We start from the raw sequence: 26280 nt of genomic DNA, 5'->3' as shown, positions 1-26280 counted from the left end.
CACGTCTCAGCCCACGTACCAACCCACGTCTCATCGATCGTCCTCGTTCTCTCGTACGCGGCGGAGACTCCGCGGCCCCCGGGAGGGCCGCGGAGTCATCGGGGTGCCGGGCTCAGCCCACGGGGGTCTTGAGGGTGGCGGTGTTGTTGCTCGGCCGCGGATCGGGCGTACTGCTGCTCACGGTCGCCGTGTTGGTGACCGTGCTCCCCGCCGAGGCCCTGACCGTGACCACGATGCTCGCCGTGGCCTGCGAGTTGACGCCGAGCGTGCCCAGCGAGCACGTCACGGTGTCGGAGGACCCGGCAGGCGGGACGACACAGCTGCCCCGGCTGGAACTGGCGCTGACGAACCTGCCCTCGGCAGGCAGGCTGTCCTCGAGCACCACGTTCTCCGCGGCCGTCGGGCCGTCGTTGCGGACCGTGATCGTGTACGTCAGGTCGCCGCCGGCCGCCACCGGTTCGGGGCTCGCGCCGATGGCGATACGGACGTCGGCGCGGGGCTGGATGATGGCGAGGCTGTGGCCACCGCCCGCGGCGACCGCACCCACACCGTCAAGCAGCCGGGCACAGGGCGCGGTCTGCCCGGTGGCACAGACCCTGACCGGGGTGGTCCTGTTGACGAAGGTGCCGTTGCCGAGCTGGCCAGCACCGTTGGCGCCCCAGCCACGGGCGGTGCCGTCGGAATGCCGGGCGATGCTGTGGTTGCTGCCCGCGGCGACGGCGCTCACGCCGCCGAGGAAGGTGGTGCACCCAGAGGCCGCGCCCGTGGAGCAGACCTGGACGGGGACGGACCGGTCCGTGGTCGTGCCGTCGCCCAGCTGACCGTGACCGTTGTATCCCCAACTGCGCACACCGCCGCCGGGCACGAGGGCCAGGCTGTGGAAGCCGCCGCCGTCGAGGGCGGTCACTCCGCTGAGGAAGCTGGTACAACCCGCACTCGTTCCCACGGCGCAGACCGGGACGGGGACGGACCGGTCCGTGGTCGTGCCGTCGCCCAGCTGGCCATTGCCGTTGTCTCCCCAACTGCGAACCGTGGCGTCCGACCACACGGCCAGACTGTGCTGGCCACCCGCGGCGACGGCGCGCACCTCGCTGCCCGCCTGCACGAGGACCGCTGTCAGCCGCTGCAGGGTGGAGCCGTCGCCCAGCTGGCCATCGGCGTTGGCTCCCCAGGCGGTCAGGGTGCCCTCCGTGTGCAGTGCGAGGCTGTGGGAGCCGCCCGCGGCGACGGCGGTCACGTTCCCGCAGTCCGTGGGTCCCGCGCAGACCGACACGGGCGTCGTCCTCATGGTGGTGGTGCCGTCGCCCAGCTGACCGCTGCCGTTGTACCCCCAGGCCCAGACGGTGCCGTCCGAGCGCAGCGCCAGGTTGTGCAGATCCCCCACCGCGATGGCGGTCACGCCGGTGAGGGAACCGACCTGGACCGGCGTGGTCCTGTCGGTGGTCGTGCCGTCGCCGAGCTGACCGGAGTTGTTGTCCCCCCAGGTCCAGACCGTGCCGTCCGAGCGCAGGGCCACGCTGTGGAAGAGCCCGGCGTCGACAGCGACCACGCGGTCCATCGGCGCCGGGCAGGGGGCGCCGCCGCAGACCGCGACCGGGGTGGTGCTCCTCGGCACGGTGGCCCCGTCACCGAGCTCGCCCGAGCCGTCGGACCCCCAGGCGACCGCGGTGCCGGGCTCGGGCGCCCTGCCCGCCGCGTACGCGGCGCCCGATGCCGGGCCGCCCTGGGCGCCGGTCCACAGCAGGGCGGCCATACCCACGGCCACCGCACGTCTCATCCCACGTCTCAATCCACGTCTCATCAGTCGTCCTCTCGTATGTGCTGGAAGTCCGCGGATCAGCTCACCCAGGTCTGGATGGTCGCGGTGTTGTTGATCTGCTTCGGGTCGGGCGTGGTGCTGCTCACCGTCGCCGTGTTGGTGATGTCCGTGCCGGCGGGAGCCCTGACCGTGACGACGACGTCAGCCGTGGCCTGTGAGTTGACGCCGAGCGTGCCGAGCGAGCACGTCACGGTGTCGGAGGACCCGGCAGGCGGGACGGTGCAGCTGCCCCGGGACGAGGTGGCGCTGACGAACCGGGTGCCGGGCGGCACGGTCTCGTCGATCGTCACGTTCTCGGCGGCGGTCGGCCCGTCGTTGCGGACGGTGATCCGGTACGTCAGGTCCTCGCCGGTCGCGACGGGTTCGTCGGTCGTGGCGATGGCGATGCGGACGTCGGCGCGGGGCAGGGTGATGGCCAGGCTGTGGAACGCGCCCGCGGCCACCGCCCCCACACCGTCCAGGAGCCGGGCACAGGGCGCGGTCTGCCCGGCGGCGCAGACCCGGGTCGGGGTGGGACTGCTCTCCGTCGTGCCGTTGCCCAACTGGCCGAAGCGGTTCCAGCCCCAGCTGCGGGCGGTGCCGTCGGCCTGCCGGGTCAGGCTGTGATTCGTACCGGCGGCGACGGCCGTCACGCCCCCCAGGAAGGATGTGCAGGCCAGGGCGCCCGTGGCGCAGACGCGCACGGGCGTGAGCCTGTCGCTGTTGGTGCCGTCGCCCAGCTGGCCGAACGCGTTGTCTCCCCAGCTGCGGACCCCGCCGTCGGAGCGCCGCGCCAGGCTGTGCTGCTCGCCTCCGTCGACGGCGGTCACGCCGCTGAGGAAGGTGGTGCATCCCGCGGCCGTACCCACATCACACACCGGCACGGGCACGCTGCTGTCGGTGGTCGTGCCGTCGCCCAGCTGCCCGGAGGCGTTCCAGCCCCAGCTGTTGACCGTAGTGTCCGACAGCACGGCCAGACTGTGCGCGGTCCCCGCGCCCACCGCGCGGACCCCGCTGGTCAGCAACGTGGCGACGGGCGTCGTGCGCGGCGACTCGGTGTTTCCGATACCGAGCTGGCCCGAGGCGTTGTATCCCCAGGCGACGACCGAGCCGTTGGAGCGCAGGGCGAGACTGTGCTGGCCGCCCGCGGCGATGGCGGTCACCCCGGTGAGGAAACTGGTGCACCCGGCCGCGGTGCCCTCGGCGCAGACCTGGACCGGATTGCGCTTGTTGTCGATGGTGCCGTCGCCCGCCTGACCGGTGGTGTTGAACCCCCAGGCCCAGACCGTCCCGTCCGAGCGCAGCGCGAGGGTGTGGCCGCCCCCGGCGGAGATGGCGGTGACGCCGGTGAGGGTTCCCACGCGTACGGGAGTGTTCCGCTGCTCACCGGTGCCGTCGCCGAGCTGCCCCGCGCCGTTGGACCCCCAGGCCCAGACCGTCCCGTCGGCGCGCAGGGCGACGCTGTGGAAGTTCCCGCTCTCGACCGCGATCACGTCGTCCAGCGGCGCCGGGCAGGGGGCGCCGCCGCAGACCGCGACGGGGGTGGTCGTCGACTCCACGGTGGCTCCGTCGCCGAGCTGGCCGTTGCTGTCGTTTCCCCACGCCATCGCGGCCCCCGGCTCGGCGGCCCTTCCGGCGGCGTACGCGCCCCCCGCCGCCGCCGGCGAGAGCCCGGCCCACAACAGCGCCGCCGCGGCCACGGCGACGGCGCGCCTCGTTCCATGTCTCATCGCTCGTCCTCCCGGACACATCGGGGTCAGCCGACCCGGGTCTGAAGGGTCGCGGTGTTGTTGACGGTGTTGGGGTCGGGCGTACTGCTGGTGACGGTCGCGGTGTTGGTGACGGTGCCGCCGGAGGCGGCCCGGACCGTGATCACGATCGAGGTATTGGCCTCCGAGCCGACGCCGAGGGTGCCGAGATCGCACGTCACGGTGTCCGAGGACCCGGGCGGCGGGACGACGCAGCTGCCCCGGGCGGGCGTGGCACTCACGAACCCGCCGTTGACCGGGAGGGTGTCGTTGAACACCACGTTGTACGCCGTGGCCGGACCGTTGTTGCGGACGTGGACGGTGTACGTCAGGTTCTGGTCCGTCGTCGCGCTCGCGGGGCCGCTCAGGGCGATACGGACGTCGGCGCGGGGGGTGGTGACGGCGAAGCTGTGGAAGCCTCCGGCCGCGACGGCGCCCACGCCGTCAAGGAGGCGGCTGCAGGGGGCGGTCTGTCCCGCGGCGCAGACCCGTGTCGGGGTGGTCCTGAAGACCACACCGGTGGCGTCACCGAGCTGGCCGTCTTCGTTGTAGCCCCAACTGCGGGCGGTACCGTCGGACTGCCGGGTCAGGCTGTGGCGTTGACCTCCCTCGACGGCGGTGGCGCCGCCGAGGAAGCTGGTGCAGCCCGCTGACGTTCCGGTCGCGCAGACCTGGACGGGTACATTCCGGTCCTGGGTGCTGCCGTCGCCCAGCTGGCCGTAGGCGTTCCATCCCCAGCTGCGGACACCGCCACCGCCCACCACGGCCAGACTGTGGCCGTAGCCGGCGCCGATGGCCGTCACCCCGCCAAGGGCCGCGCCACACGGATCGACCTCCCCGGGGGCACAGACCTGCAGGGGCGAGCTGCTGTCCGTGTTGGTGCCGTCGCCCAGTTGGCCCGTGTCGTTGCGGCCCCAACTGAGGACGTTGCCGAATCTGGTCAGCGCGAGGCTGTGTTGGACCCCGGCGGCAATGGCTCGCGCATTGGTGAACACTTGCGTGTGGACCGGGATGGGTTCCGCGGTGCTGGTGAAGCCGGTGCCCAGCTGGCCGAATCTGTTGTCGCCCCAGGCCGTCACATCCCCGGATGTCCGCAAGGCGAGGCTGTGCCCGGCGCCGGCGGCGATGGCGGTGACGTTTGTGAGGAAGCTGGTGCACCCGAGGCCCGTCCCGACGTCACAGACCTGAACAGGCGTGTTGCTGACGTTGCCTACGTTGCCGTCGCCCAGCTGGCCGCCTCCGTTGATGCCCCAGGCCCAGACAGTGCCGTCCGAGCGCAGCGCGAGAGTGTGGCCCTCACCCGCCGTCACCGCCGTCACACCGCTGATCGCGACCTGGACAGGGGTGGTCCTGTGCGTGAACGTGCCGTCGCCGAGCTGCCCGGCGTTGTTACGGCCCCAGGTCCAGACCGTCCCGTCGGAGCGCAGCGCCACGCTGTGGAGCTGTCCGGCGTCGACGGAGACCACGTCACTCAGCGGCGAGGGACACGCGGCGCTGCCGCAGACGCCGACTGGCGTGGTGCTCCCCACCACGGTGGAACCGTCGCCGAGCTGCCCCTCGATGTTCCTCCCCCACGCGACCGCCGTCCCCGGCTCCGCCGCCCTGCCCGCCGCGTGGGCGTCGCCCTGCCACCCGCCGGGCGAGAGCCCCGCCCACAGCACCGCTGCTGCCACTGCGGCACGTCCCAGTACGGACCGGCCACGGGGAACACGTCTCATCGGTCGTCCTCTCGCATGCGGGTACGCCGGCCCTCGGGCGGGCCGGCGCGCTCGTCGGGCGTCAGCTGACCCGGGTCTGGATGGTCGCGGTGTTGTCGGCGGTGTCGGGGTCGGGCGTGCTGCTGGTCACGGTCGCGGTGCTGGTGACCGTGCCGCCGGAGGCGGCCCGGACCGTGATCACGATCGAGGTGGGGGCCTGCGAACCGACACCGAGCGCCCCGAGATCGCACGTCACCACGCTGTCGGCGGCACCGGCCGGCGGGGTCTTGCAGCTCCCGCGGGTGGGCGTGGCACTGACGAACTCGCCGTTGATGGGGAGGGTGTCCTTGAACACCACGCCGTACGCGGTGGCCGGTCCGTCATTGCGGACCGTGACGGTGTACGTCAGGGGCTGGTCGGTCGTCGCGGAGGCGGGGCCGCTGATCGCGATGCTGACGTCGGCGCGGGGGGTGGTGATGGCCAGGCTGTGACTGCCGCCTGCGGCGACGGCGCCGACGCCGTCAAGGAGTCGGCTGCACGGAGCGGTCTGCCCGGTCGCGCAGACCCTCGTCGGGGTCGCACGGATCGTGGTCGTGCCGTCGCCCAGCTGGCCGTCGTTGTTGTTGCCCCAGCTCCGGGCGGTGCCGTCGGACTGCCGGGTCACGCTGTGAGCGGCGCCTCCGGCGACAGCAGTCGCGCCGCCGAGGAAGGTGGTGCAGCCCCCTGAGGTTCCCGAGGCGCAGACCTGGACGGGAACGTTCCTGTCCTGTGTGCTGCCGTCGCCCAGCTGACCGAGACCGTTCCAGCCCCAGCTGCGGACACCTCCACCGGTCACGACCGCGAGGCTGTGCGACTGACCGGTGTCGATGGCGGTCACTCCACCGAGGGGAGCGGCGCATGGGCTGACCTCTCCCACAGCGCAGACCTGAAGGGGGTTGCTGCTGTCGGTATTGGTGCCGTCGCCCAGCTGACCAGTGTTGTTGCGTCCCCAGCTGAGGACCGTAGTGAACCGCGTCAACGCGAGGCTGTGGTGCGTGCCGGCTGCGATGGCTCTCACATCATTGAACAGGAGCGTGCCGACCGGTGTGGTGCTGGTGATGGTCGTGCCGTCGCCCAGCTGGCCGAAGGCGTTGTTGCCCCAGGCGGTCACGCCGCCGTAGGTGTGCAGGGCGAGGCTGTGCTCACCTCCGGCGGCGATCGCAGTCACACCACTGAGAAAGCTGCTGCACGGGGCGCCCGCACCCGGCTCACAGACCTGAACGGGCGTGTTCCTGAAGGCGGTCGTGCCGTCGCCCAGCTGACCGGAGCCGTTGAACCCCCAGGCCCACACTGTGCCGTCCGAGCGAAGCGCCAGGCTGTGGAACTCACCTGCGGCGATGGCGGTCACGCCACTGAGGGAGCCAACCTGGACGGGCGTGGTCCTGTTGGTGAAGGTGCCGTCGCCCAGCTGGCCTGAGGCGTTGGCCCCCCAGGTCCAGACCGTGCCGTCCGAGCGCAGCGCCACGCTGTGGAAGCTCCCGGCGTCGACGGCCACCACACGGTCCAGCGGAGCCGGGCACGGGGCACCTCCGCAGACGCCGACCGGGGTGGTGCTCGAGTCCACGGTGGCACCGTCGCCGAGCTGGCCATCGGCGCCGGCGCCCCACGCGACCGCCGTCCCGGGCTCCGCCGCCCTCCCCGCCGCGTGGGCCTCGCCCTGCCATGCCGCCCCCGGCGAGAGCCCCGCCCACAGCAGGGCGGCCACACCCAGAACGGCGGCCTGTCTCCTCATGGACCGGGCCCGGAACGCGAATCTCATGTTTCGTCCTCTCGGCGAGCGCGGGCGCTGTGCGCGCGTACGCGCACAATCTGGACGAATTACATGTAGTGACGATGCAGACACGCAAAGTGAGCGGTCATTTGGCCGACATGGACACCCCCCGCCCGGAACTGAGCCTTACCTCACAGGCCCGGCCACGTAGCCGCGCTCTACGCTGGAGTGCGCGCCGCCAATGGAGGCGGCGTCGCGCTGTCTGCCGAGTGAGGAATGGCCGAAATGCCAGAGTTTTCGTACTCCGATCTGCTCCCCCTGGGAGAGGACACCACGCCCTACCGCCTGGTGACCTCCGAAGGTGTCTCCACCTTCGAGGCCGACGGCCGTACGTTCCTCAAGGTCGAGCCGGAGGCGCTGCGCACCCTCGCCGCCGAGGCCATCCACGACATTCAGCACTACCTGCGCCCGGCCCACCTGGCCCAGCTGCGCCGGATCATCGACGACCCCGAGGCGTCGGGCAACGACAAGTTCGTCGCGCTCGACCTCCTCAAGAACGCGAACATCGCCGCCGCGGGCGTCCTCCCCATGTGCCAGGACACCGGCACCGCGATCGTCATGGGCAAGCGCGGCCAGAACGTGCTGACCCGGGGCAAGGACGAGGAGGCCCTGTCCAAGGGCATCTACGACGCGTACACCAAGCTCAACCTGCGGTACTCGCAGATGGCCCCCGTCACCATGTGGGAGGAGAAGAACACCGGCTCGAACCTGCCCGCGCAGATCGAGCTGTACGCGACCGACGGCGGCGCGTACAAGTTCCTCTTCATGGCCAAGGGCGGCGGCTCCGCCAACAAGTCCTTCCTCTACCAGGAGACGAAGGCCGTGCTCAACGAGGCGAGCATGATGAAGTTCCTGGAGGAGAAGATCCGCTCGCTCGGTACGGCCGCCTGCCCGCCGTACCACCTCGCCATCGTCGTCGGCGGCACGAGCGCCGAGTTCGCGCTGAAGACCGCGAAGTACGCCTCCGCTCACTACCTGGACGAGCTGCCCACCGAGGGCTCGGCCGAGACCGGCCACGGCTTCCGGGACAAGGAGCTGGAGGAGAAGGTCTTCGAGCTGACGCAGAAGATCGGCATCGGCGCGCAGTTCGGCGGAAAGTACTTCTGCCACGACGTCCGCGTCGTCCGCCTGCCGCGCCACGGCGCCTCGCTGCCCGTCGCGATCGCCGTGTCCTGCTCGGCCGACCGTCAGGCGGTCGCGAAGATCACCGCCGAGGGCGTCTTCCTTGAGCAGCTGGAGACGGACCCGGCGCGCTTCCTGCCGGAGACGACGGACGAGCACCTCGCCACCGACGAGGACGTCGTGAAGATCGACCTCAACCAGCCGATGGACGAGATCCTCGCCGAGCTGACGAAGTACCCGGTGAAGACCCGGCTCTCGCTGACCGGCCCGCTGGTCGTGGCGCGCGACATCGCGCACGCCAAGATCAAGGAGCGGCTCGACGCGGGCGAGGAGATGCCGCAGTACCTGAAGGACCACCCGGTCTACTACGCCGGCCCGGCCAAGACCCCCGAGGGCTACGCCTCCGGCTCCTTCGGCCCGACGACGGCCGGCCGGATGGACTCGTACGTCGAGCAGTTCCAGGCGGCGGGCGGCTCCAAGGTCATGCTGGCCAAGGGCAACCGGAGCAAGCAGGTCACCGACGCGTGCGGTAGCCACGGCGGCTTCTACCTGGGCTCGATCGGCGGCCCGGCGGCGCGCCTCGCGCAGGACTGCATCAAGAAGGTCGAGGTCGTCGAGTACGAGGAGCTCGGCATGGAGGCGGTCTGGAAGATCGAGGTCGAGGACTTCCCGGCGTTCATCGTCGTGGACGACAAGGGCAACGACTTCTTCCAGAACCCGGCGCCGGAGCCGACGTTCACCCACATCCCGGTCCGCGGCCCGGGCCTCGGCTGACCACGGCGCCCGCCGCGCCGCCCCGGCTGTTACGGGACGCCCACCACGGTCTCGCACTGCGTGGCCGAGTCCGCCGTGCCCGCCTCGCCGTCGCAGCGGTCGTTCTCGGTCCCGCCGTCGAGGCGGTCGTTGCCGGGGCCGGCGAAGAGGGCGTCGTCGGCGGGGCCGCCGCGGAGGAGGTCGTTGCCGCCCGCGGAGCCGACGGTGGTGTCCGCGTCGAAGTTGACGTTGTCGCCGAAGAGCACGTCGGCGCCGCCACGGCCGTCGATGATGTCGTGGCCGACGGCGGTCGGGCTGTCGTCGCCGACGGAGCTCTCCCCGATGAGGAGTTCGCCGGCCGTGCCGCCTGTGATGCGGTCGTTCCCGGCGCCGGTGGCGGGGCCGCCGTCGTGGGCGTTGATGTTGTGGTCGCCCACGGCGAAGAAACCGCCGTCCGCTCCGAGGTCGATGACGTCGTCGCCGTGGTCGCCGTGGGCGGCGGTCACACCCTCGCTGTCCCCGATGACGTTGTCGCCGACGCCGGGGCCGGCGAGGAGGACGTCGTCGCCGGCCCCGGTCGCGGAGCCTTCGAAGGGTGCGACGGAGTCGCCGAGGAGGCCGTCGTCGCCGGGGCCGCCCTCGATGCGGTCGTGGCCACCGCCGACGGCGTTCCCGCCGCCCAGGCTGAGGCTGTCGCCGTCGAGGTGGGCGTCGTCGCCGGGACCGCCGTAGATCCGGTCGTCGCCGCCGCCGACGGCGTTGCCCTTCTCGGCCGTGGAGTCGCCCTGGATCGTGTCGTTGCCGTCGCCCCCGTACAGGGTGTCGTGCCCGCCGCCGACGGCATCGCCGGTCGCGGCGTACCGGTCGCCCTGCATGCTGTCGTCGCCCGCGCCGCCGTCGAGGCGGTCGTGGCCGTCGCCGCCGATGACGTGGTCGGCGCCGCCGAGGGCGCAGATGGTGTCATGGCCGCCGAGGCCGTCGATGGTGTCGGCGCCCGCCGAGCCGACGATGACGTCGCTGCCCGGGGTGCCGGTCAGGGTTCCCGTCCCGGAGATCGTGGCGGGGAGGCCGAAGCAGGTGGGCTGGGCCGCGCCTGTCGCGGTCGCCGGGGTGCCGAGGACGAGCAGGGCTGCCGCGGCCAGGCCAGTGGTGAGCGGGCGCGCCATGAAGACCTCCGTGTCGCAGTGCGTCGGCGCTCCTACGGCGCCCCAATCCGGACGCTAGGCCGATGGGACGCCGTCGGCGAGCGCCGCCCGGCAACCGGGTGAGGGCGCGGCGGCTTCCCCGGCGCCCGCCGCCGACCTCGCTTCTTCCGCTCAGATTGACGCTACCGACCGGTAGCCATCTCTTCACCTACCGGCCAGTATTAGCCGCGAGCATGTCAACCAATGAGCCGGTAGACCACTCGGGAGCCCCCCATGCCCTCCATGCCTCTCCTCAGGCGCGCCGCCGCCGGAACCACGGCCACCTTCGCCCTGACCACCCTTCTCGTCGTCGTCCCCGCGCCCGCCGCCTCCGCGGCCGATCCGGACACGCACTCGACGTCGGCCGCCGCCATCGACGGCGTCGACTACACGACCTGGCGCCGTGACGTGGCGGCCGTCGTCGCCGAGGCCCGCCCGTACATCGAGGAGCGCTCCGAGGACGCCGACAGCGAGAAGCAGGCGATCGTCCTCGACATCGACAACTCCTCGCTGGAGACGGACTTCCACCCCTTCTGGGAGCTGCCGACCCCGGCCATCGCCGACGTCCGCGACCTGGTCCGCGACGCCCACGACCGCGGCGTGGCCGTCTTCTTCGTCACCGCGCGGCCCGGGATCATCTACTCCCTCACCGACTGGAACCTGAGGAAGGCCGGCTACCCGGTCGACGGTCTCTACGTGCGCTCCCTGCCCGACCTGTTCGCGGAGGTCAGCGCGTACAAGACGGAGAAGCGTGCGGAGATCGAGGCGAAGGGCTACACGATCATCGCCAACATCGGCAACAACACCACCGACCTCGTCGGCGGCCACGCCGAGCGGACCTTCAAGCTGCCGGACTACGACGGCAAGCTCTCCTGAACCGTCTGAGCCGTCAACCATCCCTGACGGGCCCTCAGCGGCTGATGTGGAACTCCAGCCGGTCGTATTCCCCCTCAGGGGTCGAGCGGATGTAGCCGCGCGCGTCCTTGAAGTCGCCAGTTCCGCCGGTGATGGCGATGTCGAACGCGGGCGGCTCCCGGTCGGTCTCGTCGAAGGGCAGCAGCGTCTGAGCGGTGATCTGTCCGCCAGGTCCGCCGGTCAGCACAAAGGTGCCCACGCACTGCATGTCGCCCGGATTTCCGGCGCGCACCACGGTGCAGGTCACGCCGTCCCGGCCGACCTTCTCCCCGCCCTTGGCGCGGTAGAGGTCGTCGGCGAAGGAGAACCCTTCTCCGACACCGGGAGGTCCGCCTTGTTCCTGGCCTTCTTCCTGGCCCGTCGCCTCCTTGGAGTACAGGGTGAAAACGAGGTCCTGGGCATGGGCGGTGGTGGCGAAGGTCGGGACGCCGAAGGCGACAACCGCGGCCGCGCAGGCGCCGAGCGCACCGATTCTCCTGAAGTAGCGGGACATGTCCTGCCTCCTGGGCGTAGCGGGACTCCCCCCGTCCTCCCCTGCGGATCGACGGCCTCCTCCATTGTCCGACGGTCGTCGGCAGCCCGCCCGGCGAGCGGATGTCCGGCCCACTCCGGTGTTCAACTAGGCCAGCACTTGGCCTAGTTGGCTCGTACGATCGCGCCATCAGGCCGGGACGCGGTGTCCGTGGCGGTGAGACAAGGGGAACAGCTATGTTGCGAGGGCTCACGACGGTCAGCTTCTGGACCGCCGACCTGGCGGGGGCGAAGGCCTGGTACGCGGAACTCCTGGGTGTGGAGCCGTACTTCGAGCGCCCCGGGTACGCGGAGTTCCGTATCGGTGACTACCAGCACGAGCTCGGGCTGATCGACAGCGCCTACGCCCCCGCCGGGGCCACGCCCGGGCCCGGTGGCGCGATCGTGTACTGGCACGTCGACGACGTGCGGGCGGCCTTCGAGAGGCTGCTGTCCCTGGGGGCGAAGGAGTACGAGCCGGTCACTCCCCGCGGCCCGGGATTCGTCACCGCCTCGGTGACCGATCCCTTCGGGAACGTCCTGGGAGTCATGCAGAACCAGCACTATCTGGACGTGCTCGACACCCCTCGGTAGAGGTCCCGGCCGCCCTGGATACTCTCGCGCGTATGAGACATCCGATACGGGTTCTGGTCCCGGCCCTCACCGTCCTCGCGGCCGCCGCCACGCTGACCGGCTGCCTGGGCACCGAGCCGAAGCCCGACAGGTCGGCCGGCGAGCCGAAGGCACCGGCCACCACCTCCGCCGCCCCCAAGGCCACGCTGGGAGGGCCCGGGACCGCCTGCGCGCTGCCCGTCTCCTTCGAGCTCGCCGCGGCCTGGAAGCCGAAGGCCGTCGAGGTCGGCGACGACGAGGTCTCCGCCGCGCTCGGCAAGCAGGGACCGGCCACCATGGTCTGCGAGATCGACGCGAAGCCCGCCGGCAACATCGGCTATCTGCGCGTCTGGAGCGCCGGAAAGGGCCCCGCCCGCACGGCGCTCGAAGGGTTCGTGAAGGCCGAGCGGAACGCTTCCAAGGTCGCCTTCAACGAGATCGCGGTGGGTGGGATGCCCGCCACCGAGGTGACGTACACGGTCTACAGCAAGATCATGGAGGAGTCCAAGGAAGAGCGGGCCTTTGCCGTCTCCACCCCCAAGGGCACGGTCATCGTGCACCTCGGCGGGCTCGACTCCGAGGAGCACCGGGAGATGCTCCCGGCCTACGAGCTGGCCCGGTCCAGCCTCAAGGCCCTGTAGGCGCCACGGACATGACAGGACCGTGGCCCCCGTCCCGCACCGGACGGGGGCCACGGGGTCGGGTCAGGCGAACCGCTGGTTCGCCGAGCCGTCGCAGTTCTGCAGCCGCAGCGGCTGCTTCGCCGCCGCCTGCGTCAGGCAGAGCCCGGTCGCGGCCGCCGGCCGGATCGTGGCCCCGTCGCGTACGAACTTCTGGTTCGCGGCGCCCGAGCAGTTCCAGATGATCAGCGCCTCGCCGGCCTGGTAGCGGGCGGCCGGCACGTCCAGGCAGCGGTCCTGGGTGAGTTCGGTGTGGACGGTCCGGCGGGCGGAGTCGTACCACCAGCCCTGGTTGCGGCCGCCGTGGCAGTCCCAGCCGAGGACGGCGGTGCCGTTCTTGGAGGTGGCGGCCTCGACGTCCACGCAGTTGCCGGTGGCCTGGTTCTTCAGCGGCTTGTAGACATCGTCCCAGGCGTACGGGAAGAGGGTCGGCGTCCCGCTGGAGTTGACGTCCGCGCAACTCGCCTCACGGAGACCGGAGTCGTAGATCTGCGTGAGGCAGGACGCGAAGGCCCGGTGGCCGCTCGCGTTCGGGTGGAAGGACTGCCGGACCGAGTTCTCGTCCGGGGTGCCGGGCTTGGAGAGGTCGATGTACAGACCGCGGGCCCAGGTGTCCTCCATGCAGACCTCGTGGCCGTGGAAGAGCCGCGAGTTGTCGAGGTAGGTCGCCCCGGTGCTCGCCGCCGCCTTTCGCATGCCGCGTTCGAAGGCGGGGACGGCGGTGTTGCGGCCCCAGACGGTGTCGGAGTCGTATCCCAGGCCGCCGCAGGCGAGCTTGCCGGGGAAGTTCGGGTTGTCGTGGAAGTCGGGGCCGATGGGGCTCGGGTAGCCCATGACGACGAGCTTGTAGTCGCCGTCGGCGTACCCGGCGTCGCGCATCACGGTCCTCAGGTCCCGGACGGTCTGCTCGACCTTGGGCACGAGGGCGTCGACGCGGGCCTGCCAGCCGGAGGCGTACTTCGGCTCGCACGGTCCCTGGAGGGTGAGGTAGCGGGTGACGCAGTCCGTCATCACGGGCCCGAACTGGAGGTCGTCGTTGGCGCCGGCGACGAGCAGGACCATCTTGATCCGGGTGTTGCGGGCCTTGATGGCCAGGTTGTCGCTCTGCACGAGTTCGTCGGCGTACTGCTTCGATCCGCCGATCCTGATGTTGCCGCTGTAGGCGCCGGAGCAGGACACGTTGAACGTGAGGTCCGTGGGGATCCCGGTGCGGTGGATGGCGGCCTCGGGCGAGCGGTGGCACCAGTTGCTCGGGCCGTTGGTGGGCGGCTCGTACGTGCCGACGCCCTCGCCGGAGATCTCGCTGTCACCGAGCGAGATCAGGCCGGTCCTGCGCTGCGCGAGCGGGCGTTCCTCGGGGCTGCCGTAGATCGTGGTCGCCTCGGCCGCCCGGATGGCCTCCAGCTCGGGTGAGAGCGGTACGGAGGAAACGGTACGGGGTGCGGCTTCGGCCGCTCCGGCGGGTGCGGCGGCCGTCATGGACCCGAAGGCCGCGGCTGCCGCGGCCGTGGCCGCGATCGCCCAACGGAGTCTGTACCTGGTGCGCCTCATTGCGCCTCCTGGAAGTGGGGTTACCCACGGTTTTTACTGGCCGGTAAGCGCAATGGGAATAGCCAGAACAAGACAAGTGCTCACCTTTACATGGAGGTTGACGTCATGAGCGAGTACCGGATCGAACACGACTCGATGGGCGAGGTGCGGGTTCCCGCGCACGCCAAGTGGCGGGCGCAGACCCAGCGGGCGGTGGAGAACTTCCCCATCTCCGGGCAGCGTCTGGAGCGCGCCCACATCGCGGCCCTCGCCCGGATCAAGGCCGCCGCCGCCAAGGTCAACGCGGGGCTCGGGGTGATCGACCAGGACCGCGCGGACGCCATCGCGGCCGCCGCCGGCGAGGTCGCCGAGGGCCGCTGGGACGAGCACTTCCCGGTCGACGTCTTCCAGACCGGCTCGGGCACCTCGTCCAACATGAACACCAACGAGGTCATCGCCACGCTCGCCACCGAGCGGCTCCCCGAGGGCCTCGAGGTCCACCCCAACGACCACGTGAACGCCTCGCAGTCGTCCAACGACGTCTTCCCCTCCTCGATCCACATCGCCGCCACGGCCGCCGTGACCGGGGACCTCATCCCGGCGCTCGATCATCTGTCCGCCTCACTGGAGCGGAAATCAGCCGAATTCGCGGACGTGGTGAAGTCCGGCCGTACGCACCTCATGGACGCCACGCCCGTGACCCTCGGGCAGGAGTTCGGGGGCTACGCGGCCCAGGTCCGGTACGGCGTCGAGCGGCTGCGCGCCGCGCTCCCCCGGCTCGCCGAACTCCCCCTCGGCGGTACGGCGGTGGGCACCGGCATCAACACGCCACCCGGCTTCTCGGCGGCCGTCATCGCCGAACTCGTCGACGCGACCGGCCTGCCGCTCACCGAGGCCCGCGACCACTTCGAGGCCCAGGGCGCCCGGGACGGTCTGGTGGAGACGTCCGGCCAGCTCAGGACCATCGCCGTCGGCCTCACGAAGATCGCCAACGATCTGCGCTGGATGGCGAGCGGACCGCGCACCGGACTGGCCGAGATCAACCTCCCCGACCTCCAGCCCGGCTCCTCGATCATGCCGGGCAAGGTGAATCCGGTCATTCCCGAAGCCGTCCTGATGGTCGCCGCCCAGGTGACCGGAAACGACACCACGGTGGCGGTGGCGGGCGCGGCCGGCAACTTCGAGCTCAACGTGATGCTCCCGGTGATGGCCAAGAACCTGCTGGAATCCGTACGCCTCCTGGCCAATGCCGCGCGCCTGCTGGCCGACCGTACCGTCGACGGCATCACCGCCAACGCCGAACGGGCCCGGGAGTACGCCGAGTCCTCGCCGTCCGTCGTCACCCCGTTGAACAGGTACATCGGCTACGAGGAGGCGGCGAAGGTGGCCAAGAGGTCGCTGGCCGAACGGAAGACGATCCGCCAGGTCGTCCTGGAGGGCGGGTACGTCGAGCGGGGGGAGCTGACGGTCGAGCAACTGGACGAGGCACTCGACGTACTTCGTATGACTCATCCGTGACCTGGGTCGCAGCGACGCGGAGGGCGCACCCCTAATATCTGCGCATGACAGGATCGGGCGGTTCTCAGCACTGGGCGCCGGGGGATCACATCCTCTGGCGCTACCGCGACAACGGCTCCGGCGACGTGCACATCTGCCGCCCGGTGACGGTCGTCCAGGACACCCCCGAGCTTCTCGCCGTCTGGATGGCGCCGGACACCGAGCTCGTCAAGCCCGTGCTCGCCGACGGGGCGCCCGTCCACCACGAACCGCTCGCCACCCGCTACACCGCCCCGCGCACCACGGCCCGTTCGCGCTGGTTCGGGGCGGGCGTGCTGAAGCTCGCCCGGCCGGCGGACCCGTGGTCGGTGTGGCTGTTCTGGGAGCGCGGCTGGCGCTTCCGCAGCTGGTACGTCAATCTTGAGGAGCCGCGCACCCGGTGGTCCGGCGGCGTCGACTCCGAGGACCACTTCCTCGACATCTCCGTCTACCCCGACCGCAGCTGGCTGTGGCGGGACGAGGACGAGTTCGCGCAGGCCCAGCGATCTGGTCTGATGAACGCGGCGCAGGCCGCGCGGGTACGGGCGGCGGGCAGCGCCGCCGTCGAGACCATCCGGGCCTGGGGAGCGCCTTTCTGCGACGGGTGGGAGGACTGGCGGCCCGATCCCGGGTGGACCGTGCCCGAGCTGCCGGCGGACTGGGATCGCACTCCGGCCCACACGGCACCGTGAGACCCTTGATGCGCCCCCGGGGTGCAAACGTAGGATCGTCCTCCGCACGGTGGTGATCCACCGGACGAGGCGTCAACCACAGAGTGCAGCGCAGGACCTGACCGTAAGTCATTCTTGAGGGGGAGAGCAGTGCCGGACGTCTGCCCGGGTGTGCCGACCCCTGTCGTAGCCGCTGCTCGCGGGGCATTCACATCCACCGCGTGCCAGGGGTTTATCCCCGGTGAAGGCGCGGCATCGGCGAGAAGAGCGAGTGCATCGCACCACCGGCCCGGACGGACGGAACCCCACGCGTGACGGAGCATCCCACCTCCCACGAAGGCCGACAGCCGCTGGCTGCCCGGCCGCAGGAGCGCACCCGCCCCCGGCAGGAAGCGGACCCGGCCGCCCGGCCGGCCCGCGCCGACGCCCGGGGCGCCTCCCGGGGCGCCTCTCGCCCACAGTCCCCGCGCGGCGAGGCCGCCGCCGAGGCGCCGGTGCCCGCGCAGCAGTCCGGCACGGGCCGCGGCTCGTCCGCGGGCGACGGCAACCCACCGAGCGCGACCGGCCCGGTCGCGGAGGCCCCCGAAGCCCGTCGCCGCGCGGCGGGCGACGAGGCCGCCGCCGAGGCGCCGGTGCCCGCGCAGCAGTCCGGCGCGGGCGGTGCGGACTCCGTGCCCGCTCAGGTCACGCCGGCCGAGGCGCCCGCCGACGGGGAGCACGCCGCAAGCGGGACCGGCGGCGCCATCGGCCGGACGGTGCCCGGGCAGGGCACCACCGCCGCGGCCGCCGTGGGCGGGGTGCACGCCCAGGCCGGCGCGCCCGCCGCCGCGGTGGCCGTGAACGCCGCTCCGGGGGGATCGGTCGCGCCGGACGGCGCCGCGGCCCGGCGGGAGGGCGACCGGCTGCGGTTCGTGGGCGCGGCGACCCGGCGGATCGCCCGCGGGATAGACCTCGACGAGATCGTGCTCGGCCTGTGCCGGGCGTCCGTGCCGACCTTCTCCGACGCGATCCTGGTCTATCTGCGCGACCCGCTCCCGGTGGGCGACGAGCGGCCGGTCGCCCCGTTCGTGCTACGGCTGCGCCGCACCGACCGGCTCCGTTTAACGGACCTGGAGGGCGAGGAGCTGGTGCTCGTCCCGGACCCGGACCCGACCCCCGCGGCCGAACTCTGCGAGGTTCGCTCCGGCGGGGCGCTGGCCGAGGTGCTGCGCGGAGTGCGGCCGGTCTTCGGCGACTCCGCCGCGGCCCGCGCCGCGCTGCCCGAACTGCTCGGTGGCGACCATGTGCTGCCCGGCGGGCACCGGGCGATCCTGGCCCCGCTGCGCGGCCGGCGCCGGGTCATCGGCGCCGCGGTCTTCCTGCGCCGCCCGGAGCGGCCCGGGTTCGAGCCCAACGACCTGCTCGTGGCGGCCCAGTTGGCGACCCACACCGCCCTCGGCATCGACAAGGCGGTGCTGTACGGCCGTGAGGCGTACATCGCCGACGAACTCCAGCGCACGATGCTGCCGGACTCGCTGCCGCAGCCGACCGGCGTCCGGCTCGCCTCGCGCTATCTGCCGGCCGCCGAGACGGCCCGGGTGGGCGGCGACTGGTACGACGCGATCCCGCTGCCCGGCAGCCGGGTGGCGCTGGTCGTCGGCGACGTCATGGGCCACTCCATGACCTCCGCGGCGATCATGGGCCAGCTGCGGACCACGGCGCAGACCCTGGCCGGGCTCGACCTGCCGCCGCAGGAGGTGCTGCACCACCTGGACGAGCAGGCCCAACGGCTCGGCCAGGACCGGATGGCGACCTGCATGTACGCGGTGTACGACCCGGTCTCGCACCGGATCACCATCGCCAACGCGGGCCACCCGCCGCCGATACTGCTCCACCTCGGCGGCCGGGCGGAGGTCCTGCGCGTACCGCCGGGGGCGCCGATCGGCGTGGGCGGGGTCGACTTCGAGGCCGTCGAGCTGGACGCCCCGGCGGGCGCCACGCTGCTGCTGTACACGGACGGGCTGGTCGAGTCCCGGCTGCGTGACGTCTGGACGGGGATAGAGCAGCTGCGCGAACGCCTGGCGGCGACCGCCCAGTTGACCGGCCCGGACCACTCGCCGCCCCTGGAGGCGCTCTGCGACGACGTCCTCGACATGCTCGGCCCGGGCGACCGGGACGACGACATCGCGCTGCTCGCGGCCCGCTTCGACGGGATCGCGCCCAGTGACGTGGCGTACTGGTTCCTGGAGCCGGAGGACGCGGCTCCGGGGCGGGCCAGGCGGCTCGCGCGGCGGGCGCTCGCCCGCTGGGACCTGGAGGAGCTCTCGGACTCGGTCGAGCTGCTGATCAGCGAGGTCGTCACGAACGCCGTGCGGTACGCGGAGCGGCCGGTGACGCTGCGGCTGCTCAAGACCGACGTGCTGCGCTGCGAGGTCGGCGACGACTCCCCGCAGCTGCCGCGGCAGCGGCGGGCTCGGGACACGGACGAGGGCGGGCGCGGGCTCTTCCTGGTGAACCGGCTGGCCAGGCGGTGGGGGGCGACGCGCCTCTCGGGCGGCAAGGTGGTCTGGTTCGAGCTGTCCACCCGTACGTGACGAACGTAAGGCCGGCATGACGAAGGCCGGGCCCTCTCGGGTCCGGCCTTCGTCATGTCACAGCTGGAGGCTTCGTCACGTCACGGCTCGAGGCGTCCGTTCTCCCCGCCGTCGGCCGGCGGTTCGATCGTCGGCGGCACCGGGTCCGTCGTCCCCGTCGGCGGCGGCGGGATCGTGATCGTGTCCGTCGGCTGCGGCGGTGTGGTCGCTGTCGAGGTCGGCGGCGGCGTGGGGTTCGGGTTCACGGTGACGGGCGGCGGGGTCGAGGTCGGTGCCTCGGTGGACCGCGACGGGGTCGGGTCCGGTTCCACGACGTCCTGGGAGCTGTCGGTCTCCAGGTCGAACGTGGCGTCCGAGCCGCCGCCGAGGGCCGCGGTGGTGTAGGCGCCCCAGATCTGGGCGGGCGTCCGGCCACCGTTGGCGCGGCCCGGGTTGATCGTGTCGGTGAGGGTGACCTGGTTGCCCTTGACGTCCTCGCCGAACAGGCCGACGGCGGTGACCAGTTCGGGGGTGTAGCCGACGAACCAGGCGGAGCGGTTGTTCTCCGAGGTACCGGTCTTGCCGGCCGCCGCGTAGTCGCCCGCGGCCCGGGAGCCGGAGCCGCTGCGGACGACGCCGGTCATCGCCTTGGTGACGGTGTCGGCCGCCTCGCGGCTGATGACCTGGCTGCCGATGGGCTTCACCGGGTCGGCCTTGCGGTCCTTGTGCTCGGCCGACTTCACGATGGTCGGGGTGACCTTGACGCCGTGGTTGTCGAGCGTGGCGTAGACGCCGGCCATGTCCCAGGTGGAGGCGCCCATGGTGCCGAGCGACATTGCGGGGGTCTCGCCGAAGTCCGCGCCGTCCTTCATGCCGAGGTCGAGGGCGGTCTTCTTCGTGTTGCCCGGGCCGACGTCCACGATCATCTGCGCGTAGACGGAGTTGATCGAGCTGTTGGTGGCCTTCTGGACGGTGACCGGGCCGTAGCTGCGGTTGTCCTCGTTCTCGGGGGCGAAGCTGATGTCGCTGCCGACGACCTTGCGCTTGCTGGTGCCGTCATAGATCGTGCCGAGGCCGATCTTCCGGCCGTCCTGGGTCTCGGCCCCGTTGTCGAGGGCGGAGGCGAGGACGATCGGCTTGAAGGTCGAGGCGGGCTGGTAGTCGCGGCGGGTGGCGTTCGACGTCCAGTGCTCGGTGGCGCCGATGCCGCCGTACAGGGCGACGACGTTGCCGGTCTTCGGGTCGACCGAGGTCGCGCCGGCCTGGACGGTGGCGTCCTTCTTGTCGCCCTTGCGGTCGAGCTTCTCCTCCAGCTGCTGCTCGACGGCCTTGACCAGCGCCTTCTGCTTCTTCTCGTCGATGTTGAGGGTGATCGTCCAGCCGCCGGCCTTGAGGTCCTCCTCGCTGACGCCCTGGCGCATCAGCTCCTGGTTGGCGGCCTCGACGATGTAGCCGCTCTGGCCGCTCAGGCCCTTCGGGGCCTTGGGCTTCTGCGGGACGGGGAACTTCAGGCCGGCGCGCTCGCCGGCGTCCAGCCAGCCCTCCTCGACCATGTTGTCGAGGACGTAGTTCCAGCGCTGCTCGACGAGCTTGCGGCCCTCGGGGCTCGCGGATGTCCAGTCGTACTGGCTGGGGGCCTGGAGCAGGGAGGCGAGGTAGGCGCCCTGGCCGACGGTCAGCTTGGTGGCGTCGACGCCGTAGTAGGCCTGGGCGGCGGCCTGGATGCCGTAGGCGTTGCGGCCGTAGTAGCTGGTGTTGATGTAACCGGCGAGGATCTCGCTCTTGTCCATGCGCTGGTCGACCTTGAGGGCGATGACCATTTCCTTGAGCTTGCGCGTGGCCGTCTGGTCCTGGCTCAGGTAGTAGTTCTTGACGTACTGCTGGGTGATCGTAGAGCCGCCCTGCTTGCCCTTGCCGGTGACGGTGTTCCACGCGGCGCGGACGGTGCCCTTGATGTCGACGCCGTTGTCCTTGTAGAAGGTCTTGTTCTCGGCGGCGACGAAGGCCCTCTGAACCTCCTGGGGGACCTTCTCCAGGCCGACGATCTCACGGTTGATCTTGCCCGTGCGGGCCATGACCTTGCCGTCGGAGTACTTGTAGACGTTGCTCTGCAGGGTCGCGTCGGCATTGGCCGCCGCCGGCACCGGGACCATCAGATAGAGCGCGTAGAAGGCGCCCATCACGAGCAGGCAGACGACGAAGAACGTACCCAGGAGTTTCCTCCAGGTGAAGAGGCGGCGTATCCGCCCGCCCTTCTTTCCCTGGCCCTTGTCCGCTCGGCCCATGTTCTCCGTCGCTCCGCTCGTCGTGTCTCTCGGCTCGGTGGGGTCGGGTGTCCGCTCCGAATCAGCTCAGCAAGCTAACACCGCCGATGCTGACAAAGGGCTATCGATCCGGTCTTTTCCGGACGTGAGAATCAGCACCTGTCCCGGTGGAACCGACGCTCAGGGGGCCCGGATGGTTGTGCGGTACCGGTCACATCCACCCGATCGGGACGCTATACATGGTGCGTATACACCCGGTGTACAGTGAGCGGTATGTCAATCGGGCACACCCTTCTCGGGCTCCTGGAGTCCGGTCCGCGCCATGGCTACGACCTCAAGCGCGCCTTCGACGAGAAGTTCGGTCACGACCGGCCGCTGCACTACGGGCAGGTCTACTCGACCATGTCCCGGCTGCTCAGGAACGGCCTGGTGGAGGTGGACGGCATCGAGGCCGGCGGCGGCCCCGAGCGGAAGCGGTACGCCATCACCGAGGCCGGCGTCACCGATGTCGAGCAGTGGCTCGCCCGGCCCGAGAAGCCGGAGCCGTACCTCCAGTCCACGCTCTACACCAAGGTCGTCCTGGCGCTCCTCACCGGACGCGGGGCGGCGGAACTGCTCGACGTGCAGCGGGCCGAGCATCTGCGGCTGATGCGGGAGCTGACCCGGCGCAAGAAGGACGGCGATCTCGCCGACCAGCTGATCTGCGACCACGCGCTGTTCCACCTCGAGGCCGATCTGCGCTGGCTGGAGCTGACCGCCGCCCGGCTGGACCGGCTCGCCGAGGAGATCCGCCGATGACCGCCGCTCCCCTGCTGCGGGCGAGCGGCCTGACCAAGGCGTACGGACAGACCCTCGCGCTCGCGGGCGTGGAGTTCGCCATCCGGGCCGGCGAGGTCGTCGCCGTCATGGGCCCCTCGGGCTCGGGCAAGTCCACGCTCCTGCACTGCCTCGCCGGGATCGTCCGGCCGGACGCCGGGACCCTCACGTACGACGGACGGGAGCTGACCGGGCTCTCGGACGGCGCCCTCAGCGCGCTGCGCCGGACCGACTTCGGTTTCGTCTTCCAGTTCGGGCAGTTGGTGCCGGAACTGACCTGCGTCGAGAACGTCGCCCTTCCGCTGCGTTTGAACGGCGAGCGGCGCAGAAGCGCCGAGGCGAGGGCGCGCGACTGGTTGACGCGCCTGGAGGTCGAGGATATTGGATCCAATCGGCCGGGTGAGATATCCGGCGGCCAGGGCCAGAGAGTGGCGGTCGCCCGCGCGCTGGTCACCGCCCCGCGCGTGGTGTTCGCCGACGAACCGACCGGCGCGCTCGACTCGCTCAACGGCGAACGCGTGATGCGGCTGCTGACCGACGCGGCCCGGGACACCGGCGCCGCCGTCGTCCTGGTCACCCACGAGGCCCGGGTAGCCGCCTACTCCGACCGCGAGGTCGTCGTCCGCGACGGCTCGGTGCGCGACTCGGAGTGGGCGGTATGAGCGCCCTCGGGATGAGGCTCCGTACCTGGTCCCGTGATCTCGCGCTCGGCGCACGGTTCGCGGTCACCGGCGGCCGCAGCGGCTGGATCCGTACGACCCTGACGGCCGTCGGCATCGGCCTCGGGGTGTCCCTGCTGCTTCTCGCCTCCGCCGTGCCGCACATGTCGTTCAGCCGCGAGGTGCGCGAGTCGCAGCGGAGCGTCGACGGGAGCCGGGAACTCACCCGCCCCACCGCGGACTCGTTCCGCTACGCCACCCCGTCCACCGTCTACCACGGCGCGTCCGTCACCGGGCTCGTCCTGCGCCCAGAGGGTCCGGACGCACCCGCCCCGCCGGGGCTGCCGAAGATCCCCGGGCCGGGCGAGATGTGGGTCTCCCCCGCGCTCGGGGAACTGCTCGGCTCCCCCTCGGGCGAGCTGCTCCGGGCCAGGCTGCCGTACCGGATCACCGGCACGATCGGCGAGGCAGGGCTCATCGGCCCGGCCGAGCTGCGGTACGTCGCCGGGAGCGCCACCCTCACCACCGACACGAACGGGGGCCGCGGCCGCGCGTACGGCTGGTCCGTGCCGGAAGAGCCGCTGAACGCCTTCCTGCTCCTGCTCGTCGTCATCGCCTGCGTCGTGCTGCTCCTGCCGGTCCTCGTCTTCATCGCGACCGCCGTCCGCTTCGGCGGCGAGCAGCGCGACCGGCGGCTCGCCGCACTGCGGCTCGTGGGCGCGGACACGGCCATGGTGCGGCGGATCGCGGCCGGCGAGTCCCTCGCGAGCGCGCTGCTCGGACTCGGGCTCGGCGCCGTCTTCTTCGCCCTCGGCCGGCAGCTCGTCGGCCTCGTGCAGGTGTGGGACGTCAACGCCTTTCCCTCCGACGTGGTGCCGCTGGCGCCGCTCGCCGCGCTCGTCCTCCTCGTGGTGCCGGTCTCGGCGGTCGTGGTGACCCTCTTCGCGCTGCGCGGGGTCGCGATCGAACCGCTCGGTGTCGTACGGACCTCCACGCCCCGTCCCCGCAGGCTCTGGTGGCGGCTGCTGCTCGTCGCGGCCGGGGTCGCGCTGCTCCTGCCGATGGCCGGCGACGTCGGCCTGGGCGACACGGCGATCAACACCTCCGCCGTCGCCGCGGGCGCCACCCTTGCCCTCATCGGACTCACCACGCTGCTGCCCTGGCTGGTGGAAGCCTGCGTCAAGCGGCTGCGCGGCGGGCCGGTGGCCTGGCAACTGGCGACGCGTCGGCTGCAGTTGAGCAGCGGTACGGCGGGCAGGGCGGTCAGCGGCATCGTCGTCGCGGCGGCCGGGGCGATCGCGCTCCAGATGCTGTTCCACGCGATGCAGAGCGACTTCATGCGGCCCACGAACATGGACACCGCGCGGGCCCAGTTGGAGACCCGGATCGACGCCACGGACGGCGGCGAGGCCCGCGAGATGATCGCGAGGTTCTCGAGGACCGAGGGCGTCACCGGGGTGATCGGCACGATCGAGGCGAACGTGTGGCGGCCCGGCCCGCCGCCGAAGGACAAGGACTTCGCCCCGATCACTTCGATCGGCGTCGGCGACTGCCCCTCACTGAGGGAGGTGGCCGTCCTGCCCTCCTGCGAGGACGGCGATGTCTTCATCGCTCTGACACACGGCGCCCAGGGCGGCCCGGACGACGCCTGGGTCGCGGAGACGGCCAGGCCGGGCGCCCTGGTCGCGCTGCGGGACGTCGAGCGGAACGAGGGCAAGCCGGTGCCGACCTGGCGGATCCCGGCGGCGGCCCGCACGGTCGACTCGCGCCCCGACCCGATGGGCGCGTACCGCTTCGGGGTCCTCGCCACCCCGTCGGCGATCGACATCACGCGCCTGGACGGCCCGATGGCATCGGCGCTGGTCCAGATCGACCCGGCGGTGCCGGACGCCGCCGAGCACGTACGGAACACGGCGGCGTCGATCGACCCGCTGGCCTGGGTCCGCACCCTCCAGGACACCGAGCGGGACGCGCAGTACAGCAGCGTCCGCACCGGCATCCTGGCCGGCGCGACCGCGACGATGACGCTGGTAGCGGCCTCGCTCCTGGTCACGACTCTGGAGCAACTCCGCGACCGGAAGCGGCTGCTGTCCTCGCTGGTCGCCTTCGGGACGCGGCGGACCACCCTCGGCCTGTCGGTCCTGTGGCAGACGGCGGTCCCCATCGGCCTCGGCCTGGCGCTGGCCGTGGCGGGCGGGCTGGGGATCGGTGTCGCGCTCCTGAGGCTGATCGGCAAGCAGGTCGAGGACTGGTGGGTCTTCCTGCCGGTGACCGGCGTCGGCGCCGCGATCGTCCTGGCCGTGACCCTGCTGAGCCTGCCGCCGCTGTGGCGCCTGATGCGGTCGGACGGCCTCAGGACGGAGTAGCGGGCCTACGGTGGTGGGCGCCGGTCATACGGCGCCGGCGCCCACCACCCGTACCGGAAGGCGCTTCATCGCACCGCGCAACGCCTCGGCCAGCTCCTCGAACTCCGCCTGGCGGGCCGCGCCCGCGCGCATGGCGAGGGCGACCTGGCGGGCGGGCGCCGGATCGCTGAAGTAGCCGGTGAACAGGGCCGTGTTGCGGGCCGTCTCGACCTTGACGGCCGTGCGCGGCAGCAGGGTCACCCCGAGGCCGCCCGCCACCAGTTGGACCAGCGTGGACAGGCCCGCCGCGGTCGTGGTGACCGGCGCCCCCTCCGTGCGCCCGGCCTCCCGGCAGATGTCGAGGGCCTGGTCACGCAGGCAGTGGCCCTCGTCGAGGAGCAGCAGGTCGAGCTCCTTCAAGGCCTCGCGCGGAATGTCGCCGCGTCCGGCCAGCGGGTGGCCCTGCGGGGTGACGAGCACGAAGTCCTCGTCGAAGAGCGGGAGTTCGGTGACTCCGGGCACCCCGAGGGGCACGGCGAGCAGCAGCAGGTCGAGCCGCCCGGCCGCGAGCCCCTCCAGGAGCGAGGAGGTCTGCTCCTCGTGGACCTGGAGGTCGAGTTCGGGATAGCGCTCGTGGACCAGGCTCAGGACGGTGGGCAGCAGATACGGGGCGACGGTCGGGATCACGCCGAGCCGCAGCACCCCGGTGAACGGGGCCTGGGCCGCCTCGGCCTCCTCCAACAGCTCCGCCACGGCGTCCAGGACGGCCCGGGCACGCACCGCGAGCCGCTCGCCGGCGGGCGAGAGCAGCACCTTGCGCGTCGTACGCTCGAGGAGCTGGACACCGAGTGCCTCTTCGAGAGCCGACACCGCGCCCGAAAGAGCTGGCTGGCTCATGCCGATGGCCGCCGCCGCGTCCCGGAAGTGCAGATGCTCCGCGACCGCCGCGAACGCTCTGAGCTGGGAAAGACTGGGCTGCTTCACCCGTCGGGTCTGGGCCACTGATAACCACCTTCGATCAACCCGACGCAGTTTAGCTATTTCACTGATCAATGCACCCCGTGTCAGGATGTGAGAC

Annotated in this window: 19 protein-coding genes; 10 read left to right on the top strand and 9 right to left on the bottom strand. The window is 71.6% G+C overall.

The window, feature by feature from the left end:
• Positions 1–112 precede the first annotated feature (112 nt).
• The 4 genes from ACZ4VI_RS08215 to ACZ4VI_RS08200 all read right to left on the bottom strand — a co-directional run bounded on the left by ACZ4VI_RS08215 (position 113) and on the right by ACZ4VI_RS08200 (position 7041).
• Positions 113–1777: an RCC1 domain-containing protein gene (locus ACZ4VI_RS08215; protein WP_467997759.1), complete on the bottom strand. Its 1665-nt coding sequence runs from the start codon at positions 1775–1777 to the stop codon at positions 113–115.
• A gap of 59 nt (positions 1778–1836) precedes the next feature.
• A complete protein-coding gene (locus ACZ4VI_RS08210) occupies positions 1837–3528 on the bottom strand; it encodes an RCC1 domain-containing protein (protein ID WP_467997757.1) in 1692 nt (563 codons plus the stop codon).
• A 26-nt stretch (positions 3529–3554) separates the two neighbouring features.
• Positions 3555–5264 (bottom strand): RCC1 domain-containing protein, encoded by a 1710-nt coding sequence (locus ACZ4VI_RS08205; RefSeq protein WP_467997756.1) that lies wholly within the window; start codon positions 5262–5264, stop codon positions 3555–3557.
• Positions 5265–5325: 61 nt separating this feature from the next.
• Positions 5326–7041 (bottom strand): RCC1 domain-containing protein, encoded by a 1716-nt coding sequence (locus tag ACZ4VI_RS08200; protein ID WP_467997754.1) that lies wholly within the window; start codon positions 7039–7041, stop codon positions 5326–5328.
• A gap of 237 nt (positions 7042–7278) precedes the next feature.
• On the opposite strand from ACZ4VI_RS08200, the gene ACZ4VI_RS08195 reads away from it, so the two are divergent.
• Positions 7279–8949 carry a fumarate hydratase gene (locus ACZ4VI_RS08195; RefSeq protein WP_467997752.1) on the top strand — a complete coding sequence of 557 codons (1671 nt, stop codon included), beginning with the start codon at positions 7279–7281 and terminating at the stop codon, positions 8947–8949.
• Positions 8950–8978: 29 nt separating this feature from the next.
• On the opposite strand, the gene ACZ4VI_RS08190 is transcribed toward ACZ4VI_RS08195, so the two are convergent.
• Complete coding sequence (locus tag ACZ4VI_RS08190; protein ID WP_467997750.1) at positions 8979–10094, bottom strand: calcium-binding protein; 1116 nt, start codon at positions 10092–10094, stop codon at positions 8979–8981.
• Between the two features lie 252 nt (positions 10095–10346).
• On the opposite strand from ACZ4VI_RS08190, the gene ACZ4VI_RS08185 reads away from it, so the two are divergent.
• Entirely contained in the window at positions 10347–10988 is a 642-nt protein-coding gene (locus ACZ4VI_RS08185) for an HAD family acid phosphatase (protein WP_467997748.1), read from the top strand.
• Positions 10989–11022: 34 nt separating this feature from the next.
• On the opposite strand, the gene ACZ4VI_RS08180 is transcribed toward ACZ4VI_RS08185, so the two are convergent.
• Positions 11023–11520, bottom strand: a complete 498-nt coding sequence (locus tag ACZ4VI_RS08180; RefSeq protein WP_467997746.1) for a hypothetical protein — start codon at positions 11518–11520, stop codon at positions 11023–11025.
• 215 nt (positions 11521–11735) lie between these two features.
• Here ACZ4VI_RS08180 and ACZ4VI_RS08175 point away from each other — a divergent pair, with 215 nt between their 5' ends.
• Both ACZ4VI_RS08175 and ACZ4VI_RS08170 read left to right on the top strand, forming a co-directional pair.
• On the top strand, positions 11736–12131 hold the full coding sequence (locus ACZ4VI_RS08175; protein WP_467997744.1) for a VOC family protein: 396 nt from the start codon (positions 11736–11738) through the stop codon (positions 12129–12131).
• A 32-nt stretch (positions 12132–12163) separates the two neighbouring features.
• The gene (locus ACZ4VI_RS08170) at positions 12164–12790 is read left to right on the top strand and encodes a lipoprotein (protein WP_467997742.1); all 627 of its coding nucleotides are present in this window, start codon (positions 12164–12166) and stop codon (positions 12788–12790) included.
• A 63-nt stretch (positions 12791–12853) separates the two neighbouring features.
• Here the strand turns inward: ACZ4VI_RS08170 and ACZ4VI_RS08165 are convergent, their stop codons facing one another.
• Positions 12854–14380: a ricin-type beta-trefoil lectin domain protein gene (locus ACZ4VI_RS08165; protein ID WP_467997741.1), complete on the bottom strand. Its 1527-nt coding sequence runs from the start codon at positions 14378–14380 to the stop codon at positions 12854–12856.
• A gap of 105 nt (positions 14381–14485) precedes the next feature.
• Here ACZ4VI_RS08165 and ACZ4VI_RS08160 point away from each other — a divergent pair, with 105 nt between their 5' ends.
• The 3 genes from ACZ4VI_RS08160 (at position 14486) to ACZ4VI_RS08150 (ending at position 19139) form a co-directional block, all read left to right on the top strand.
• Positions 14486–15877, top strand: coding sequence for a class II fumarate hydratase (locus tag ACZ4VI_RS08160; protein ID WP_467997739.1), 1392 nt, complete (start codon positions 14486–14488; stop codon positions 15875–15877).
• A 44-nt stretch (positions 15878–15921) separates the two neighbouring features.
• On the top strand, positions 15922–16587 hold the full coding sequence (fomD, locus tag ACZ4VI_RS08155) for a cytidylyl-2-hydroxypropylphosphonate hydrolase (RefSeq protein ID WP_467997737.1): 666 nt from the start codon (positions 15922–15924) through the stop codon (positions 16585–16587).
• Between the two features lie 290 nt (positions 16588–16877).
• On the top strand, positions 16878–19139 hold the full coding sequence (locus ACZ4VI_RS08150) for a SpoIIE family protein phosphatase (protein WP_467997735.1): 2262 nt from the start codon (positions 16878–16880) through the stop codon (positions 19137–19139).
• An 80-nt stretch (positions 19140–19219) separates the two neighbouring features.
• Here the strand turns inward: ACZ4VI_RS08150 and ACZ4VI_RS08145 are convergent, their stop codons facing one another.
• Positions 19220–21403, bottom strand: a complete 2184-nt coding sequence (locus ACZ4VI_RS08145) for a transglycosylase domain-containing protein (protein ID WP_467997733.1) — start codon at positions 21401–21403, stop codon at positions 19220–19222.
• A gap of 252 nt (positions 21404–21655) precedes the next feature.
• On the opposite strand from ACZ4VI_RS08145, the gene ACZ4VI_RS08140 reads away from it, so the two are divergent.
• The 3 genes from ACZ4VI_RS08140 to ACZ4VI_RS08130 are packed head-to-tail and all read left to right on the top strand — an operon-like array spanning position 21656 to position 25223.
• Entirely contained in the window at positions 21656–22180 is a 525-nt protein-coding gene (locus ACZ4VI_RS08140) for a PadR family transcriptional regulator (protein WP_467997731.1), read from the top strand.
• The gene (locus ACZ4VI_RS08135) at positions 22177–22860 is read left to right on the top strand and encodes an ABC transporter ATP-binding protein (protein WP_467997730.1); all 684 of its coding nucleotides are present in this window, start codon (positions 22177–22179) and stop codon (positions 22858–22860) included. The genes ACZ4VI_RS08140 and ACZ4VI_RS08135 overlap by 4 nt, the downstream gene beginning before the upstream one ends.
• Positions 22857–25223: an FtsX-like permease family protein gene (locus tag ACZ4VI_RS08130; RefSeq protein ID WP_467997728.1), complete on the top strand. Its 2367-nt coding sequence runs from the start codon at positions 22857–22859 to the stop codon at positions 25221–25223. Before ACZ4VI_RS08135 ends, ACZ4VI_RS08130 begins: the two co-directional genes overlap by 4 nt.
• Positions 25224–25247: 24 nt before the next feature.
• Here ACZ4VI_RS08130 and ACZ4VI_RS08125 read toward each other — a convergent pair whose 3' ends face one another.
• Positions 25248–26204 (bottom strand): hydrogen peroxide-inducible genes activator, encoded by a 957-nt coding sequence (locus ACZ4VI_RS08125; RefSeq protein ID WP_467997726.1) that lies wholly within the window; start codon positions 26202–26204, stop codon positions 25248–25250.
• Between the last annotated feature and the right edge of the window lie 76 nt (positions 26205–26280).

This window comes from Streptomyces sp. NPDC029169, from assembly GCF_055563935.1.
Note: the sequence above shows the minus strand (reverse complement) of the source record. Positions and strands in the feature narration are given on the sequence as shown.

Bases quoted from the DNA above. Each gene is read 5' to 3' on its own strand.
- ACZ4VI_RS08215 (WP_467997759.1), bottom strand. From the start codon at position 1,777: ATGAGACGTGCGGTGGCCGTGGGTATGGCCGCCCTGCTGTGGACCGGC.
- ACZ4VI_RS08210 (WP_467997757.1), bottom strand. From the start codon at position 3,528: ATGAGACATGGAACGAGGCGCGCCGTCGCCGTGGCCGCGGCGGCGCTG.
- ACZ4VI_RS08205 (WP_467997756.1), bottom strand. From the start codon at position 5,264: ATGAGACGTGTTCCCCGTGGCCGGTCCGTACTGGGACGTGCCGCAGTG.
- ACZ4VI_RS08200 (WP_467997754.1), bottom strand. From the start codon at position 7,041: ATGAGATTCGCGTTCCGGGCCCGGTCCATGAGGAGACAGGCCGCCGTT.
- ACZ4VI_RS08195 (WP_467997752.1), top strand. From the start codon at position 7,279: ATGCCAGAGTTTTCGTACTCCGATCTGCTCCCCCTGGGAGAGGACACC.
- ACZ4VI_RS08190 (WP_467997750.1), bottom strand. From the start codon at position 10,094: ATGGCGCGCCCGCTCACCACTGGCCTGGCCGCGGCAGCCCTGCTCGTC.
- ACZ4VI_RS08185 (WP_467997748.1), top strand. From the start codon at position 10,347: ATGCCCTCCATGCCTCTCCTCAGGCGCGCCGCCGCCGGAACCACGGCC.
- ACZ4VI_RS08180 (WP_467997746.1), bottom strand. From the start codon at position 11,520: ATGTCCCGCTACTTCAGGAGAATCGGTGCGCTCGGCGCCTGCGCGGCC.
- ACZ4VI_RS08175 (WP_467997744.1), top strand. From the start codon at position 11,736: ATGTTGCGAGGGCTCACGACGGTCAGCTTCTGGACCGCCGACCTGGCG.
- ACZ4VI_RS08170 (WP_467997742.1), top strand. From the start codon at position 12,164: ATGAGACATCCGATACGGGTTCTGGTCCCGGCCCTCACCGTCCTCGCG.
- ACZ4VI_RS08165 (WP_467997741.1), bottom strand. From the start codon at position 14,380: ATGAGGCGCACCAGGTACAGACTCCGTTGGGCGATCGCGGCCACGGCC.
- ACZ4VI_RS08160 (WP_467997739.1), top strand. From the start codon at position 14,486: ATGAGCGAGTACCGGATCGAACACGACTCGATGGGCGAGGTGCGGGTT.
- fomD (WP_467997737.1), top strand. From the start codon at position 15,922: ATGACAGGATCGGGCGGTTCTCAGCACTGGGCGCCGGGGGATCACATC.
- ACZ4VI_RS08145 (WP_467997733.1), bottom strand. From the start codon at position 21,403: ATGGGCCGAGCGGACAAGGGCCAGGGAAAGAAGGGCGGGCGGATACGC.
- ACZ4VI_RS08140 (WP_467997731.1), top strand. From the start codon at position 21,656: ATGTCAATCGGGCACACCCTTCTCGGGCTCCTGGAGTCCGGTCCGCGC.
- ACZ4VI_RS08135 (WP_467997730.1), top strand. From the start codon at position 22,177: ATGACCGCCGCTCCCCTGCTGCGGGCGAGCGGCCTGACCAAGGCGTAC.
- ACZ4VI_RS08130 (WP_467997728.1), top strand. From the start codon at position 22,857: ATGAGCGCCCTCGGGATGAGGCTCCGTACCTGGTCCCGTGATCTCGCG.